The organism is Bradyrhizobium betae, assembly GCF_050632175.1.
Classification (GTDB): domain Bacteria; phylum Pseudomonadota; class Alphaproteobacteria; order Rhizobiales; family Xanthobacteraceae; genus Bradyrhizobium; species Bradyrhizobium betae_B.
This window is the reverse complement of record NZ_CP192576.1, coordinates 1,247,484-1,265,035: the sequence shown is the minus strand read 5'-3', so window position 1 is coordinate 1,265,035 and position 17,552 is coordinate 1,247,484. Positions and strand designations below refer to the sequence as shown.

The window sequence follows — 17,552 nt, the reverse complement described above, 5'->3', positions numbered from 1 at the left end:
GCCACGGTTCTTCTGTCGGAGGAATTTCCGTGGGTACAACCATCACCAATAATCCGCCGCGGCCGGAGCCGAAAGCCCTCGCGAGCGCCCTGGAGCAGCTTGCCGCACGCTTCGGCAACCGCCTCATCACCTCGCAGGCCGTCCGCGAGCAGCACGGCCATACCACCACGTGGATCGTCAACCAGCCGCCGGACGGCGTGGTGATGGCGCAGGAGACCGCCGACATCCAGGACGTGGTGCGGATCTGCGCCAAAAATGGCGTGCCGGTCATTGCCTTCGGCACCGGCACCTCGCTGGAGGGCCAGGTCAACGCGCCGGCCGGCGGCATCTCGATCGACCTGCGCGACATGAACAAGGTGCTGGCGGTGCACGCCGAGGACCTCGACTGCGTGATCCAGCCCGGCGTTACCCGCAAGGCGCTCAACGAGCATCTGCGCGACCAGGGCCTGTTCTTCCCGATCGATCCCGGCGCGGATGCCTCGCTCGGCGGCATGGCCTCGACCCGCGCCTCCGGTACCAACGCTGTGCGCTACGGCACCATGCGCGAAAGCGTGCTGGCGCTCAAGGTGGTGCGCGGCGACGGCGAGATCATCACGACGGGCACGCGTGCGAAGAAATCCTCGGCCGGCTACGACCTGACGCATCTGTTCGTCGGCGCCGAAGGCACGCTCGGCATCATCTCGGAGCTGACCATCCGCCTGCGCGGCATTCCCGAGACGATTGCCGCCGGCGCGGTGTCGTTCGAGACCGTGCACGGGGCGTGTCAGGCCGTGATCCTGGCGATCCAGACCGGCATTCCCGTGGCGCGCATCGAGCTGCTCAACGCCGCGCAGGTGAAGGCCTGCAATGCCTATTCGAAGCTGACGCTGCCGGAGACGCCGCTGCTCCTGATGGAATTCCACGGCAGCGAGATCGAGGTCGCCGAGCAGTCCAAGGCCTTCGGCGAGATCGCGAAAGACTGTGGTGGCGGCGATTTCTCCTGGACCACCAAGCCCGAGGATCGCACCAAACTCTGGCAGGCCCGCCACGACGCCTATTGGTCCGTGAAGGCGCTGCGGCCCGGCGACAGCATCGGCGTGGTTGCGACCGACGTCTGCGTGCCGATCTCGCGGCTTGCCGAATGCGTCGGAGAAACTGAGGAAGACCTCAAGCGTCTCAACCTGTTGTCGCCGATCGTCGGCCATGTCGGCGACGGCAATTTCCACTGCTCTTTGGTCTGCGACACCCGCGATGCCGACGAGATGGCGCGCGGCGAGGAGTTCATGCATCGCCTGGTCGAGCGCGCCCAGGCGATGGACGGCACCTGCACCGGCGAGCACGGCATCGGCCAGGGCAAGCAGAAATATCTCAAGGCGGAATTGGGGCCCGAGGCGATCGACGCGATGCGCGCGTTGAAGAAGGCGCTCGATCCCCAGAACATCTTCAATCCCGGCAAGATCGTGCCGGAGGCGTAGCGCGCGGCAAGGCCGCCGTTTATGCTCGCTCCATCATACGGAGCGGGCAATGCGCTGGTTCGCGCGAAAGACGCGACAAGACATCTGGGATGAGACGATCGAAGGCTCGCTCGGCGACATCGAGGCCGCCGAGCGCATCCGCGCGATCTGTGACGCTGCCACCGCGTGCGCGGCAGGCTCCGGGCGCAACGACAAGCGCGACAGCGAGCGCTACGAGCGCGCGGCCAAGGTCGCGATGGAAATCGCAATGAAGATCTCGGACGGATTGATGCGCGACGACGCGGTGCGCCGCATCGTCGATCTCTGCATGATGGCGAACGACCTCAAGACCGCGCAGATCCTGTTCCGCGCGATCCATGCCAGCTGGATCCGCGAGACGGTGCAGCGGGATCATCCGACGCTGGCGCAGTGAGCGCGATTATTTCGCGAGCTTGCGCACGGCCTCGTCCACACTGTGGAAGACGTGCTCGCGGGGCAGGGCATCGAACAGTCTGAACCGTTCGAACGCGTCCTGCGCGCGCACCGATTCCAGCCGCGCCAGCGCCACCGTGACACCCCGTTCGCTGCACGCCTTGAAGATGTCGAGCAGGATCTGCGCGGCGGTGAAATCGATCTCGACCATGCCGCTCGCCTCGAGCACCAGCAGTTGCGGCGTCGATGTCGAGAGAACCTCGTTCACGTCGCTGCGGAAACCGGGAGCGTTGAGGAACGAGAGCGGCGCCTGCAGGCCGATCACGGCGACGCCGTCGATGCGCTCGCCGGTGATGTGCGGATGGGTCGGCCACCAGATCGTGGTGCCCGGGACCCGCTCGAACGCGACGAGCCGCGCGCGCGTCGTGCTCCAGATGCCGTGCAGCAGCGAGAGCATGATGCCGAGGAATGCGCCCTGCTGGATCGGCAGCACGATGATCAGCGCAGCGGTCGCGACGATCAGCAGGAATTCGCTTGGGGATTGACGGTAGATCGTGCCGATCTGCTTGAAACGGATGATCCGCAGCGCCACGAACAGCAGGATGCCGCCGAGCGCCGCGTCAGGGACGTGCTGCAGCAGTCCGGTGCCGAACGCGAGCAGCGCCAGCACGATGGCCGCGGCCGCAAGCCCCGCGAGCTGCGATTGTCCGCCGGTCTCGGCGACAATGCCCGTCCGCGGCGGACTGGCATTGACCGGAAACGCGCCGAACAGGCCCGAGAGCACGCTGCCGGCGCCGGTGCCGAGGAAGTCGCGATCGACATCGGCGGGCTTGTCGGGATCGGACGGGAACGACCGCGTTGTAGCGGCAGTCTGCACCATCACCACGACGGTAATCACGAAGGCGAGCGGCACCAGACGAACCCATTGCTCCGGCGCGAGGTCGGGCAAGGTCGGCCGCGGCAGCGTGCCTGGCACGCTGCCTACGACGCTGACGCCCTTGCTCTCGAGGCCGAGTGCGATCACGGCGAGCGTTGCGGCCACGAGCCCGATCAGTGCGCCGGGAATTTTGGCGCTGATCGTCTCGGAAACGAAGACCACGGCCAGCACACCGAAACCGATGCACAGCGTGAACGGATTGGCGCGGCCGAGTTGGCCGGCGAGCACGACGATGCGATCGAGCGTCGGCCCGCCCGGCGATTGAAGTCCGAGCACGCCCGGCAATTGCGAGACGATGATGTGGACGGAGATGCCGGCGAGGAAGCCGACCATGACCGGCACCGACAACAGGTTGGCGATGCCGCCGAGGCGGAATGCGCCGCTCGCGAGCATCATCGCGCCGACCATCAGCGCAAGTGCGATCGCGAGCCCCTGATACTCGGGCGAGCCGGCGGCGGCCATGGCCGCAAGCCCGCCGGCAAAGATCGGTGTGATCGTGGAATCGGCGCCGCAGGACAGGAAGCGATTGCCGCCGAGCAAGGCAAATCCGAGGGACCCCGCCATGAAGGCGAAGAAGCCGATCTGCGGCGCGAAGCCGCCGAGCCGCGCGGTGGCCATCTGCTCGGGGATCGCGATCGCCGCCAGCGTCAATCCCGCCACGAGGTCGCTGGACAGGGAATAGGAGGAGAGCGAGCGAAACAGCGGCCAGGAACGCGTGGCGCGAGAGTCGTGCGGCATCGATGGAGAGTCCCCGGAAAAGCTGGCGCTGGCTGATCAGACTACAGCATTTGCGGAAGGTGTGCGTGTCCCGGACGCGGTGCGGCTCCGCAAAGCCGGGGCACGAGAGCGACGGCGCGGTACGATCAACAACAATGTCCGCAGGCGGGGCTGCGGACATCCAGTCGCATGGCAAGAGGTGATCTCAATACCTGCTGCGATAATTGTCGCCGCGTACCGGCCCGCCGTAGCCACCGCCCCCGTAGCCGCCACCGCCATAGCCGCCGCGGCCGATTCCAATCCCGATGCCGACACCGACACCGACGGGCGGCGGCGGTGGGGCGCGTTCGTAGACGATGACTTCGTCGGGCGGCGGCGGCCGGCGCGGTTTCGGCGTCTCGACCACTTTGCGCTTGGGCGGCGTGTCGTCGACGCGCTTCTTGATGACGGGCGCCACTGCCGGGTTCACAGGCGTTGCCGGAGGCGAGGGCGTCGAGCACGGGCAGGTCGGAGCCATCGCGACGGCGACCGGCGCGGGCGTCGCCGCGGCCGCAACCGGCACAGCATAGTTGCGGTTCTGCACGCGGAGCAGCATCCTGCGCGCTGTCGCGGCGAGATCGCTGTTGTCCCAGTTGTTGAGATAAGCCTCGAACGAGGCGCGGGTGTTGATCGCGGTGGCGCGCTCCCAGGCCAGCATCTGGCGCCGGCGCTCCAGCACCGTGCGCAGGCGCGGCGTGCGGGTGTCCTGCGCGTAGAGCTCGACATAAGCCTGATAGGCCGGGACGGTGTCGTCGATGATCACGAGCTCATAGGCAACCTTGGCGGGCTTGCCCTGCAAATCCTTGCGCCAGTCCTCGACGCTGCGGGTCCCTCCGGCGAGTGCCATTGCGGACGCGCCCGGCAGAGCGGGGGTATTGCCGCTGCTTTCGCCGAAGAACTTGAAGTCTGTCGTCAGCGAGGAGCTTTCCCAGGGGATCTGCCGCCCGTCGGTCGATTGGGCCACGGCGACGCGGATGCGCTTGAACACTTCCTCGATCGGCAGGTTCGGCTGCCGCGCGACCGACAGCGCCGCGGCGGTGTAGGGGCTGTCGGCGCCATTGCCGTCCTCGGCTTCCGCGCCGGGCGAGGTCGAATAGGAAATGAAGGAGCCGGGGGCGCCGGCCTTGGTGTCGACGATCGCAAGCCCGTGGCCGGCGCCGCTGAGCGCCGGGAACGGATTGTTGCGGCAGGCGTCGAGCATGAAGATGCGCGCCCGCGTCGGCAGCGCGCCGAGCGTGTTGAGCAGGTCGTTCAGCCGCACGCCCTGAAGCGGAATGTCGGCCTCGCGCTTGGGATCGAGATCGACCGGAACCAGATAGTTCTCGCCGTCGATCTGCAGGCCGTGGCCGGCATAGAACACCAGCGCGACGGTGTCGGCGCCGCTGGCGCTGACCTTGCCGGCGAAATCGGAGATCGCCTGGCGCATGTCGTTCTGGACCAGATTGGATGCCGTGGTGACGGTGAAGCCGGCATTGCCGAGCAGCTCCGTCATGCCCCTGGCGTCGTTGGCGGCGTTGGGCAGTTCCGGAACGGTGCGATAGGCCGATTGGCCGATCACGAGTGCGAGCCGCGCCTCGGCGGCGGCCTCCGTCGGCGTCATCAACTGTGCGAGGGCAAGAAGGCCTGATGCAAGGGCCAAATTGGAAAGAAATGGACGGCGCATGGTGTCACCTTCATCGGCAATACGGCGAGGATATCACTCCTTCTAGGTCGCCGTTGAAAGTCTGTCTGTGCACTGGATCACGCTGAGCGTGCGGCAAAATGGGGCAGGGGTCTGCCAGAGCATCGTTCGGTCGGCATCCATGTGAATAGCGCATCGATCCATGCGCCAATTGGATCGATCCTTGCCGATGGACGAAAGCGTCCTCTCGCATACCGGGAAGCGGGCCGGTCCCGATCGAAAATCGCTGAAAAGCATGGTCGTTTCGCCGGCGTTCGCGCCGTCGATGTTCGTATCGCGTGGCTTTGCGCCTGCCGGCGGCCCGCTTGCCTGCCCCGTCCCTTTGGCCATACAGTCGAGCCAAGAGGCTGCGGCAACGATCGCGGCTGCAAAAAATACTCGGGGAGAAACTCATGACCATCGTGCCCGTCAACCGTCGCACGTTCATCAAGTCGTCGACGGCGGTGACCGCCGGCCTCGTGCTCTCTCCGGCCATCATCGGCCGCGCTGAAGCCGCGACGCTGAAGCTGAAATGTTCCTCCTCGCTGCCGAACGATCCCAAATTCGCCAATGGCCGCGTCTATTACGACAACCTCGTCAAGAATCTGAAGGGAAACGGGCTCGGCGAGCAGGTCGAGGTCGCCTTCTTCCCCGACAACCAGCTCGGCCAGGAAATCGACGTCATCAATTCGGTGAAGCTCGGCGTCATCGACCTCATGGTATCGGGCTCCTCGATCTCGGCCAATCTGACGCCGCTGGTCGGCACCTTCGACCTCGGCTTCCTGTTCTCGAGCTTTCCGCAGCAGACCAAGGCGTTCGAGTCCGGCGCCGCCAAGCCGATCGAGGACGCGCTGCTCAAGGGCAGCAACATCCGCATCATCGCCTGGGCCTATAATTTCGGCTCGCGCAGCGTGTTCGCGAAGAAGCCGGTCAAGACGCCGGAAGACCTCGCCGGCCTGAAGATCCGGACCCTGCCCAATCCCGTCATCACGGAATGCCTGCGCCTGATGGGCGCCGCCGCGACGCCGCTGGCATTCGGCGAGATCTACACCGCGTTGCAGGCCGGCGTGCTCGATGGCCTCGAGCACGATCCGCCGACCATCCTCGCCAGCAAGTTCTTCGAGACCGCAAAGTTCTACGCACTGACGCAGCACAATTTCTCGCCGCTCGCGATCTATTTCAGCGACACGACCTACAACCGCATGGACCCGAAGCTGCGTGACGGCTTCCTCGATGCCGCGAAGAAGGCTGCGGCCGACACGCGCGCCCACGGGCTTGCGGTCGAGAAGGAGGCGCTGGCGGCCCTGACCGAGAAGGGCGTGACGGTCGCCGAATGCGATCGCGAGGCGTTCAAGAAGCGCGTGGCGCCGCAGCACGAGAATTTCATCAAGGCGCGGCCGGAATCCAAGGCCGTCATCGACATCATCCGCGCGACGCAAGCCTGAGATGGCCAAATCCGAGCTGGCGATGACGGGCGCCGTGCCCCTCTCGAGCGGCCGCCATGGCAGCATCGCCCTGCTGCTTCGCCTCAGCGACGGGATTGCGGCCGTTCTCCTGGCCGCCGATCTCGTGGTCGTCTGCGGTTCCGTGCTGCTGCGCTTTTTCTTCAACGCACCGGTCGAATGGTCTGATGACGTCGCGCGCGGCCTGATGGTCGGCTCGGCCTTCTTCGGCGCGGCCAGCGCGCTCGCGCGCGGCGAGAATGTCGGCGTGTCCTTTTTCCGCGACTTGCTATCGGTGCGCCCGCGGACGCTGGTCGACGCCGCGAGCGCCGTGCTCGTCGCGCTGATCTCCGGCTACGTCGCCTATCATGCGATCAAGCTGGGTTCGATCACGGCCGGCCAGACCACCGGCTCCGGACTGCCGCTGGAGTTGACCTTCTACCCGATGGGCGCCGGCGCGCTGTTCATGACGGTGTTCGCGATCGACCAGCTCTGCGCAAGGCCGCTCCCCGACATCGTCAGGGGCCTCATCGCTGTCGTCATCGTCGCCGGCCTCTATCTCGCATGGGATTATCTGTCGCCGTCGTCGGTGCCGTCGGCGGGCACGCTGATGCTGATCGGCTTCTTCGCGACCCTGTTCGGCGGACTGCCGATCGGCTTTGCGCTGGCGCTGGCCGCGCTGATCTTCATCTGGGTCGAGGGCGCGCTGCCCGGCGTCATCTTTGCCCAGCAGATGGCGCGCGGCATCGACAATTTCGTGCTGCTCGCGATTCCCTTCTTCATCCTCGTCGGCTACCTCATGGAAGCCAACGGCATGTCTGTGCGCCTGATCGAGCTGCTGCAACGCGGGGTCGGCCGCATGCGCGGCGGCCTCAACGTCGTGATGGTCGCCTCGATGGTACTGTTCTCGGGCATATCAGGCTCGAAGATGGCCGATGTCGCCGCGGTGGGCTCCGTGCTGATTCCGGCCGCACGCCGCTCCAGGCAGAATCCGGGCAGCGCGGTGGCGCTGCTCGCGGCATCCGCGGTGATGGCGGAAACCATCCCGCCCTGCATCAACCTGATCATCCTCGGCTTCGTCGCGAACCTGTCGATCGGCGGCCTGTTCGTTGCCGGCCTGCTGCCGGCGGCGCTGATGGCAGCCGTGCTGATCGTCGTCTCCATCATCTTCGGCAAGCGGCCGGCGGAAGCCGAGGACGTCGCGCCACAGATGCCGGTATCGGGTCTGTGGAGCGGTGCGATCGCCTCGTTCGGCCTGATCTTCATGATCTTCTTCGGTTTCAAGAGCGGCTTTGCCACGGCCACGGAAATCTCCGCGTTCGCGGTGGCTTATGCGTTGATCGTCGGCAGCGTGGTGTTCCGCGAGCTCACCTTCAAATCGGCCGCTCACAGTTTCGTGCAGGGAGCAACGCGCGCGGGGCTCGTGCTGTTCATCGTCGCCGCCGCACAGTCGCTGGCGTTCACGCTGACCCTGCAGCAGGTGCCGCATGCGGTCGGCGATTTCATGCTGGGACTGTCCAAGACATCGGGCACGTGGCTGTTCATCCTGCTCGCCATCGCCGTGCTGATCGTAATGGGCTCGGTGCTGGAGGGCGCCGCCGCGCTCATCATCTTCGGGCCGCTGCTGCTGCCGGTCGCGGTGCAACTCGGCGTCGATCCCCTGCATTTCGGCGTCGTGCTGGTCATCGCGATGGGCATCGGCCTGTTTGCGCCGCCGCTCGGGCTCGGGCTCTACGGCGCCTGCCTGATCGGCAACGTCCCGATCGAGCAGACGGTGAAGCCGATCATGGGCTATCTCGGCCTGCTGTTCCTCTGCCTGCTCGTCATCGCCTTCGTGCCATGGCTCTCGACCGCGCTGCCGCGGGCATTCGGCTACTGAAGGAGCTTCGTCGCGTGAAAGTCCTGCTCGCCCATACGCCGGAGATGCGGCGGAACTATTACGGCGATCGCAGCCTGAACGGCCTGCGCGCGGCCGCCGAGGTGATCCTGCACGAGAGCGACGACACGCTGGATGCGGTCGGCCTCGTGCGCGCCGCCAGGGATGCGGACATCATCGTCGCCGACCGCATGACCGAAGGCCGCGGCGAGATCTTCGCGCAACTGCCGCGCCTGCGTGCCTTCGTCCGCTGCGCCGTCGACATCCGCAACGTCGACGTCGATGCTGCCTCGGAAGCCGGCGTGCTCGTGACCCGCGCCGGTCCCGGCTTCGTACAGGCCGTTGCCGAACTCGCGGTCGGCTTCATGGTCGATCTCTCCCGCGGCGTGTCGCGCGCGACAGCCGACTACCAGGCGGGCCGCAAACCCGAGGCGCGGATGGGACGCCAGCTCGCCGGCAGCCGGATCGGCATCATCGGCTACGGCAGCATCGGGCGCTACCTCGCCGAGATTGCCAAGGTGATGCGCATGGAGGTGCTGGTCTGCGATCCTTTCGCTGATGTCAGCGACGGCGCCATTCGGCAGGTCGGTCTCGACGAGCTTCTCGCTGCGTCCGACTATGTCGTCTGCCTCGCCATTGCCAACGAGCAGACCGAGAATCTGATTGGAGACACGGCGCTGGCGCGCATGCCGAGACATGCCGTGTTCATCAATCTCTCGCGCGGCAATCTCGTCGACGAGGCCGCATTGGCGCGCGCGCTGCGCGAAGGCCGCATCGCAGGTGCCGCGATGGATGTCGGCCGCGCACCCGATCAGATGCCGACCCCGGAACTGGCGAAGCTGCCCAACGTCGTCGCCACGCCGCATGTCGGCGGGCTGACGCCGCAGGCGATCGAATACCAGTCGCTGGAGACGGTGCGGCAGGTCGAGGCGATCGTCAAAGGCGAGGTCCCGCAAGGCGCCGTCAACGCGGAGCGATGGACGCGGCGGCCCTAGAGCCGATCGACCGCCTTGAACGTGCCGTCCTTCTGGATCACCGTCAGGAATACTTTCGGCGGCGCGTCGATCGCGCGAACGCCGACGGTGACGATGCTGCCGCTGATGTCGAAGCGGCCGACATCGTTGATGGTGCGCAAGAGGCTTGCGCGCGTCGGTTTCGGTCCGGTTTTTCCAGCGCCGAAGCCGCGAGGCGGCCGGATAGATAGCCCTCGAGCGACACGAAGTCCGGTGTCAGCGTCGGGTCGAGCGCCTTCTGCGCCGCCTGGTAATCGCTGACGAGCTTGAGCGAGCGATCCCAGGGAAACGGCACGACCTGGGCGACGACCACGCCTTCGCCGTCGGAGCCGAGTTCCCTGGCCAGCGCAGTGGCGCCGACGAAGGAGATGTTGGCGAAGGTCGGATGGGAGCCGCTGCGGTGCGCGAGCTTGATGAATTCCGCGCAGGGGCCGTAGGTCCCGACCATGACGACGGCCTCGGGTTCGGCTCGCTTGATCCCGCGCCAGGCCGAGCCGACCGCGCGCGTGTTGCGCTCATAAGTGCCTTCGGCCGCAAGCTCGAGATTGCGCATCGCGAGCGCGCGCTTGACGCTGACGAGAACGTCCCGGCCGAAGGAATCGTCCTGGTAGAAGATGCCGATCCGGGTGAATCCGCGATCCTCGGTGAGGTGCTTGATGAACGATTCGGCTTCGGACTCGTAGCTCGCGCGGATGTTCACGACGTTCGGCAGCTCGAGGTCGCGCAGGAATTCGGCGCCGCTGAACGGGCCGATGAAAGGGACCTTCCTCGCGCTGGTGATCGGAATCGTCGCCATCGCAGTCGGGGTGCCGACCGCGCCGATCAGCGCGAACACCTTGTCCTCGTCGATCAGCCGCAGCGTCTGCGCCACCGAGCGGTCGGGGTCGTAGCCGTCGTCGCGGCTGATCAGTTGAAGCCTGCGGCCGTGGACGCCGCCCTTGGCGTTGATCTCGGTGAACGCCGTGACGATGCCTTGCCGCAGGCGCTGCCCGAGCATCGCGGAGGGGCCTTCGAGGGCGGCGGCCTGGCCGAACAGGATCGCGTCGTCGCTGACGCCGGCCTCGTCGCTCTTTGCGGAGAGCGGCGCCAGGGCGAGCAGTGCGAGGGTCAGGGCGAGGTAGGTCGCGGGTCGCGATCGTATCATGAGGGCGCTGGCCAGATGCGGGTGAGTTGGGGAAAGGATAGCTCTGCGCGCTGAACAGGCCGCTAATCCGCCCTGCAACGATAGCCCGTAAAACTCCGGGGAAGACCCGACAGTTGCTGCCAGACTGACGCAAACTTGTGGGTCAATCGTTAACTAAGCCGCGCGTTGTGAGGCGGCCGGGTTCCGAAATTTTACGGTTCTTAACCGCGATCCTTGTCCGATAGCAGTTGCGGCAGCTCAACCAGAAGTTCGGCCGGCCGGGCCGAGGGGGACGTGCGGATTGAAGATGGGCGATCACGATCAGAACGATCAGGATCGGAAGGGTGTAGCGGCGTGGTGGCGTGCCTCGCCGCTGCTCGGACTTTATCGCCCTGCGCTCGTCGCGGCTGGCGTCGGCCTGCTGTTCTCGATCGTGGGCGCGGCCGCCGTGGCGCGATGGGAAGACCGCGTCAACAAGATCGAGTTCGAGAACGCGGCCGAGACCGAAGCGATCGTCATGCAGAACGGCATGAGCGAGTATATCAGCAGGCTCGTCGCGCTGCGCACGCTGTTCGAATCGACCAACGAGGAAATCACCCGCAGCGAATTCGAGACCTTCAGCACGCGCCTGTTCGAGCACCATCCCGGGATGCTGCGCATCGGCTGGCTGCCGCGCGTCAATCGCAAGGAGCGCGCCGAATACGAGGCCGCCGCGAACGCCGACGGAGTGTCCGGCTATCGCATCAAGACGCTGCAAGGTGACAGCTTTGCGCCGGCGCCTCAGGAGGACGAATATTTCCCGATCTTCTATTCGACGCAGCCGAAGTCCTCGCCGGTCTACGGCATGGACTATAAGAGCGTGCCGGAACGTCGCATTGCACTCGAGCGCGCCCGCGACAACGACCGGATTACCGCAATCCGGTCGCGACTCTATGTACCGCGCGAAGGAGGCGGGTTGCCCGACGTCATCGTTGCCGTGCCCGTCTATGCCAAGGGGACCTCGCGCGAGACAATCGCGGACCGGCGCCGCAATCTCGCGGGCTACGTCGTCGGGGTGTTTGACCTGCCGCTGCTGATACGATCCATCCGCGTAACGACGGGAGCAAGCCCCGCCGTCAGCGTGAACGTCTATCCGCCTTTCACCGGGCGGATCGTCAGCATGGCGCAAGCGCTGCCGGATTTCGCATCGTCGGCCGCCGCCCCGCAGTCGATGCGCGATGTCGCGCAAGGCCGGCACTGGTCCGGCATTCTCAGGATCGGGGACACCGACTGGCACGTGCGCGCGGTGCCGACGGCCGGTGGTCCGCTGGAGACGGCCTACGACCGCGCCGTCGGGGTCGTCATCGTCGGCATGCTGCTGACGCTGTCGCTTGCAACCTATCTCATGCTGGCAAGCCGCAATTCGCGGCGGCTGTCGCTGGCGAACCGGCGCGTGCTCGAGCTCGCGCAGACCGACGTCCTGACCGGGCTGCCGAACCGCGCGTTCTTCCTCGCCCGGCTCGACATGATGAACAGCCAGTTGAGCGTGAGGGGCCTGCCGTTCTCGATCCTGATGCTCGATCTCGACCGCTTCAAGAACGTCAACGATTCGCTCGGCCATGGCGCGGGCGACGTACTGCTGCGCCAGGTGGCGTCGCGCCTGCGATCCGCATTGCGTGAGACCGACGTGCTGGCGCGGCTCGGCGGCGACGAGTTCGCCATCATCCAGGAAGCCTGCGACGACCAGCGCGGCAGCGCGACCGAGCTCGCCGCACGGATCGCCAGGCTGGTGGCCGAGCCGTTCCTGCTGCCCGGCCATCGCGTCGAGATTGGGACCAGCATCGGCATCGCGATCGCGCCGGACCACGGCAGCGACCAGGAGCAATTGCTGAAGAAGGCGGACCTTGCGCTCTATCGCTCGAAATCGGCCGGCCGCAACTGCTTCACGGTCTACGACGAGGCGATGTCGGCCGAGCTCGAGGCGCGCAACACGCTGGAAGGGGATCTGCGCGACGCCATCGCGCTGTGCCAGCTCGAGGTGCACTATCAGCCGTTCGTGGACGTCGCCAGCGGCGGTCGTCGTGGCTTCGAGGCACTGGTGCGCTGGCGGCATCCGAGCCGGGGCCTGATCCCGCCGGACCAGTTCATCGCGCTTGCGGAGGAGACCGGGCTGATCGTGCCGCTCGGCGAGTTCGTGCTGCGACGCGCCTGCGCGGACGCCGCCGCCTGGCCGTCCGATCTGATGGTCGCCGTCAACCTGTCGCCGATCCAGTTCAAGGAAGCCGAACTGTTCGAGACGATCTGCGCGGCGCTGGCCGATGCCGGCCTGCCGCCGCAACGGCTGGAGATCGAGATCACGGAATCGGTGCTGCTGGAACGCGGCGTGGAGAACCACGCCTTCATGGAGCGGCTGAAGCATATCGGCATCGAGCTTGCGCTCGACGATTTCGGCACCGGCTATTCGTCGCTGAGCTATCTCACCGCGTTCCCGTTCGACAAGATCAAGATCGACAAGTCGTTCATCCGCAATCTCACGCATCAACCCCGCAGCTCCGCCATCATCTCCTCGATCGTGACGCTGGCGCGCGGGCTGGACATGTCGGTGACCGCCGAAGGCGTCGAGACAGCCGAGGAGTTCGAGCGGCTGACGGCGCTCGGCGTCGATTTCGCGCAAGGCTATCTGTTCGGGCGTCCGCAGCCGGTCGACCAGATCACATTCGACGCTCCCGTCCAGCGATCGCAGCGCGACGCGGCCTGAGCATTCCGCCAAGCGGGCGGCCACGAAAATCACTTGACCCGGGCGGCCCCGGATGGTCGGTAGCACCATCTAGGGATGAAACAAGCACATCATGCGTCTTCCGTTCTTCTACGGCTGGGTCGTGGTCGCCGTGACGTTCGTCACCATGGCCATCGGCGTCAACGCGCGCACCGCCTTTTCATTGTTCTTTCCTCCCATCATTTCCGAATTCGGCTGGGAGCGCGGCGTCACCGCGGGCGCCTTCTCCTTCGGTTTCGTGGTGTCGGGCATCGTCAGCCCGTTGATCGGCCGCCTGATGGATCGCGCCGGGCCGCGCGCAGTGATGGAACTCGGCGTGGTGCTGATGGGCGGCGGGCTGCTGCTCGCCCCGCTCACCAGCGCCCCCTGGCATCTCTATGTGACCATCGGCGTCATGGTCGGCGCGGGCAGCGTTTGCCTCGGCTATTCCGGCCAGTCGCTGTTCCTGCCGAACTGGTTCATCCGCAAGCGCGGCTTTGCCATCGGCATCGCCTTTGCCGGCGTCGGCATCGGCTCGGTGACATTGCTGCCATGGGTGCAGCACATGATCGAGCAGACCGGCTGGCGTACCGCCTGTACCGCGATGGGCCTGCTCATCCTGGTCGTGCTGGCGCCGATCAATCTGTTCCTGCACAGGCGGCCCGAGGACATCGGCCTTCAACCCGACGGCGACGCCGCGCCTTCCGCAGGTGCGGCAAAGCCGGTTTCCAACATCGTCGATCCCGTCTGGGTCGGTACCGACTGGACGCTGAGGCGGGCGGTTGCCACGGCGCGGTTCTGGTGGATCGCGCTCGGCTATTTCTGCGGCCTGTACATCTGGTACGCGGTGCAGGTGCACCAGACCAAATTCCTGCTCGACATCGGCTTCAGCCCAAATGTTGCGGTGTGGGCGCTCGGCACCGTCAGCCTGCTCGGCATTCCCGGCCAGATCGTGCTGGGCCATGTCTCCGACCGGATCGGACGGGAGTGGGTGTGGGCGATCAGCTGCGCGGGTTTCGTCATCTGTTTCGCGGCGTTGATGGCGCTGAAATTCCAGCCGTCGCTGTGGCTCGTCTATCTCATGGTGCTCACGCAGGGTGCGCTCGGTTACGGCCTCACCTCGATCATGGGCGCGGTCGTGTTCGAGATCTTCCAGGGCAAGCACCAGGGCAGCATCTTCGGCACGATCATGCTGGCGGCGCTGGCCGGCGGCGCGGCCGGACCTTGGCTGACCGGCTTCCTCTACGATCGCACCGGCGATTACACCCTCGCCTTCGCCATCGCGATGGTCGTGAGCGGCTTGTCGGCGCTGTCGATCTGGCAGGCCTCGCCCCGCAAGGTGCGGGCCGTGGCCGGCCGGCTGCACATGCTCAAAGCCGGGGCCGGCGCCGAATAGGTTCCGCACGCATCAAGATACTTTCGCCTCTTTCGCGGAATGTTAAGCATGCCGCATCTTGGCAGGGCTCAACCTTGTCGCGAGAACGTCTTGGACACCATCGGACCGCTAGCGTCGGAGCGATTGCCGTTTCTTCCCGATGCCGCCGGGTCTACCGATGACTGCTTCCGATCACCCAGTGACCGAAATTCCGGATGTACTGCGCGCCGCGTTCGAATGCGCCGACGATGGTATCGTCGTCGTCGATGACGCACACCGCATCACGCATTTCAATGCGAGCGCCGAGCGGGTATGGAAGCTTGCGCGCGCCGAGGTGCTCGGTCGCGACGCAGGCGTCCTCGGCCTCGCATTCCTTCAGGCCGATCCGGTCGCGGATTTCCGCGACGAGATCAGCCTCGTGCGGCCCGACGGCAGCCGGATCAGGGCGTTGGTGTCGCTGTCGTCCACGACTGTCGGCGGCGCGACCCATCACATCGTGTTCGCGCGCGACGTCACCGCTGAAGCCGAGCGCCGCGTCAGGATCGGGCTTCTCAACGCGGTCTCGGACCAGACCAACCGCGCGGTGATCATCACCGATACCGAGCAGAACATCCGCTACGTCAATGCGTCCTTTACGGCGCTGTTCGGCTATACCAGCGAGGAAGCGGAGGGGCGGCGTGCGGGAGAGCTCATCGCCGGATGCCATACCAACCGCACGGCCATCGCCAAGCTCTTCAAACGCCTGATCGACGGCGGTCGCCGCGGCAAGGTGGAGACGCTGGTCTACAACAAGGACGGCGAGGAGATCTGGGTCTGTGCCAGAATCGATGCCTTCCGCGACAAGAAGGGTCGCGCCAAACACATCTTTGCGCTGATCGATGACATCACCGAAACGCGGCAGTTGCATTCGCTCCAGCAGCTCATCATGAGCGCGCTCGCCGACGAAATTCCGATCACCGAGATCGCCGACCGGCTGTGCCGCCGGGTCGAGGAGATTGCGCCGGACGTCGTCTGCTCGCTGCTCCATATCGACTCCGCCGGGTTGATCCATCCGCTCGGCGGCCCAAGCCTGCCCGAGGACTATTCCCGTGCACTGGACGGCATTGCGATCGGCCCCAATGTCGGCTCCTGCGGCACCGCCGCCTTCTACGGCAAACCGGTGCTGGCAACCGATCTCGACACCGATCCGCGCTGGCAGCCCTACAAGGCGATGCCGCTCGGGGTTGGTCTGCGCGCCTGCTGGTCGACGCCGATCAAGGCCAAGGACGGCCGGGTCATCGCCACCTTCGCCTTCTATTTCCGCGAGTCCCGCGCGCCCAGCAATTGGCACCGGCGCATCGTCGAGGCCTGCGTCAACCTCGGCGCCTTCGCGATCGAGCGCAAGGAGGCACGCGCCGAGATTGCGCGGCTCGCCTATCACGACATCCTCACCGGCCTGCCGAATCGCGCGCAGCTGCGGCACCTGATCACCACGGCGATCGACGCCTGTCCGAACGGGAGCCATGTCGCGCTGGCCTTCCTCGACGTCGATCACTTCAAGGACGTCAACGACACGCTCGGTCACGCCGCCGGCGACGAGCTGCTGGTCCAGCTCGCGCAGCGTCTGCGCGAGCACATCGGGCCCGAAGACATGCTGGGCCGGCTCGGCGGCGACGAATTCGTCGTGCTGCTGCCAAAGCGCAATGTCGAGAGCGCCGAACGCGCCGCGGCCGGGATCACCGAAGCGCTGTCCGTGCCGCTGCGACTCGGATCCAGGCTGTTGCCGATGTCGGTGAGCATCGGCATCAGCCTGTATCCCGATCATGCCACCGACATCGACACTCTGATGCAGCAGGCCGATGCCGCCATGTACATGGCCAAGCAGGCGGGCCGCTCGACCCATCGCGTCTTCAGCGCCGAGATGAACGGGCTCGCCGAGCAGCGGCTGGCGTTGATCGCGGCGCTCCGCCGCGCCGTCGTCGAGGGCGCGCTCACCCTCAGCTACCAGCCGCAGATCCGCGGCTGCGACGGCGCGATCCACGGCGTCGAGGCGCTGGCGCGCTGGCACGATGCCGCGCTCGGCGACGTCTCGCCGGCAAAATTCATCCCGCTCGCCGAGGAATGCGGCCTGATCGAGCAGATCGGCCTGTGGTCGGTGCGCGAGGCCTGCCGCCAGATGGCGAGCTGGCGCGGCGCCGGGCTCAATATCCCCTGCGTGTCGGTGAACCTGTCGCCGATCAATTTCCGCCATGTCGCACTCGCCGCCCGGCTCAAGGACATCCTCGACGAATACGCGCTGCCGCCGGACGCGTTGATGCTCGAGATCACCGAGGGCACCTTCATGCAGGACGGCGCCGCCGCGCTGGAGACGATGCATGCGATCCGTGCACTTGGCGTCGGCCTGTCCGTGGACGATTTCGGCACCGGCTATTCGAGCCTCAGCCGGCTCGCGCATCTTCCGATCCGCGAGCTCAAGATCGACCGCAGTTTTATGCGCGACATCGAGCGTGACGCCGGCGCCGTTGCAATCGCGACCGCCGTGGTGCGCGTTGGCCAGGGCCTCGGCATGACCGTCGTCGCCGAAGGCGTCGAGACCGAAGGCCAGCGCAAGGTGCTGGCCGAGCTCGGCTGCGACGTCATCCAGGGCTTCCTCTACGCTCCCGCGCTTGCGCCTGTCGCCTTCGAGCGCTGGCTTATCGAGCACTGCGCCGAGCAGGCGAGGGCGATGCTGGCGCGGCTCGACGTCGCGTCAGTGGAGCGCGGAGCGGTGAAACGGTCGGCATAGGCGTCGT

At 66.3% G+C, this 17,552-nt stretch carries 10 protein-coding genes and 1 pseudogene; 8 read left to right on the top strand and 3 right to left on the bottom strand.

The window, feature by feature from the left end; genetic code table 11:
• Positions 1 to 29 precede the first annotated feature (29 nt).
• Positions 30 to 1,454, top strand: a complete 1,425-nt coding sequence (locus ACQ86E_RS06330; RefSeq protein ID WP_431204680.1) for an FAD-binding oxidoreductase — start codon at positions 30 to 32, stop codon at positions 1,452 to 1,454.
• Positions 1,455 to 1,503: 49 nt separating this feature from the next.
• Entirely contained in the window at positions 1,504 to 1,866 is a 363-nt protein-coding gene (locus ACQ86E_RS06325) for a hypothetical protein (protein WP_431204679.1), read from the top strand.
• Between the two features lie 6 nt (positions 1,867 to 1,872).
• On the opposite strand, the gene ACQ86E_RS06320 is transcribed toward ACQ86E_RS06325, so the two are convergent.
• Both ACQ86E_RS06320 and ACQ86E_RS06315 read right to left on the bottom strand, forming a co-directional pair.
• A complete protein-coding gene (locus ACQ86E_RS06320) occupies positions 1,873 to 3,540 on the bottom strand; it encodes a SulP family inorganic anion transporter (protein ID WP_431204678.1) in 1,668 nt (555 codons plus the stop codon).
• 184 nt (positions 3,541 to 3,724) lie between these two features.
• Positions 3,725 to 5,221, bottom strand: a complete 1,497-nt coding sequence (locus ACQ86E_RS06315) for a caspase family protein (protein ID WP_431204677.1) — start codon at positions 5,219 to 5,221, stop codon at positions 3,725 to 3,727.
• Between the two features lie 410 nt (positions 5,222 to 5,631).
• Between ACQ86E_RS06315 and ACQ86E_RS06310 the strand changes: the two genes are divergently transcribed.
• The 3 genes from ACQ86E_RS06310 to ACQ86E_RS06300 are packed head-to-tail and all read left to right on the top strand — an operon-like array spanning position 5,632 to position 9,531.
• Positions 5,632 to 6,663, top strand: a complete 1,032-nt coding sequence (locus ACQ86E_RS06310; RefSeq protein ID WP_431204676.1) for a TRAP transporter substrate-binding protein — start codon at positions 5,632 to 5,634, stop codon at positions 6,661 to 6,663.
• 22 nt (positions 6,664 to 6,685) lie between these two features.
• On the top strand, positions 6,686 to 8,539 hold the full coding sequence (locus ACQ86E_RS06305) for a TRAP transporter large permease subunit (protein WP_431206412.1): 1,854 nt from the start codon (positions 6,686 to 6,688) through the stop codon (positions 8,537 to 8,539).
• Between the two features lie 14 nt (positions 8,540 to 8,553).
• On the top strand, positions 8,554 to 9,531 hold the full coding sequence (locus tag ACQ86E_RS06300) for a hydroxyacid dehydrogenase (RefSeq protein WP_431204675.1): 978 nt from the start codon (positions 8,554 to 8,556) through the stop codon (positions 9,529 to 9,531).
• Here ACQ86E_RS06300 and ACQ86E_RS06295 read toward each other — a convergent pair.
• Positions 9,528 to 10,693: pseudogene (locus ACQ86E_RS06295) on the bottom strand (ABC transporter substrate-binding protein). The gene ACQ86E_RS06300 and the pseudogene ACQ86E_RS06295 overlap by 4 nt on opposite strands.
• 286 nt (positions 10,694 to 10,979) lie before the next feature.
• Between ACQ86E_RS06295 and ACQ86E_RS06290 the strand changes: the two are divergent.
• The 3 genes from ACQ86E_RS06290 to ACQ86E_RS06280 all read left to right on the top strand — a co-directional run bounded on the left by ACQ86E_RS06290 (position 10,980) and on the right by ACQ86E_RS06280 (position 17,545).
• On the top strand, positions 10,980 to 13,409 hold the full coding sequence (locus tag ACQ86E_RS06290) for a bifunctional diguanylate cyclase/phosphodiesterase (protein ID WP_431204674.1): 2,430 nt from the start codon (positions 10,980 to 10,982) through the stop codon (positions 13,407 to 13,409).
• 91 nt (positions 13,410 to 13,500) lie between these two features.
• Positions 13,501 to 14,802 (top strand): MFS transporter, encoded by a 1,302-nt coding sequence (locus tag ACQ86E_RS06285; RefSeq protein ID WP_431204673.1) that lies wholly within the window; start codon positions 13,501 to 13,503, stop codon positions 14,800 to 14,802.
• 157 nt (positions 14,803 to 14,959) lie between these two features.
• On the top strand, positions 14,960 to 17,545 hold the full coding sequence (locus ACQ86E_RS06280; protein WP_431204672.1) for an EAL domain-containing protein: 2,586 nt from the start codon (positions 14,960 to 14,962) through the stop codon (positions 17,543 to 17,545).
• Positions 17,546 to 17,552 lie beyond the last annotated feature (7 nt).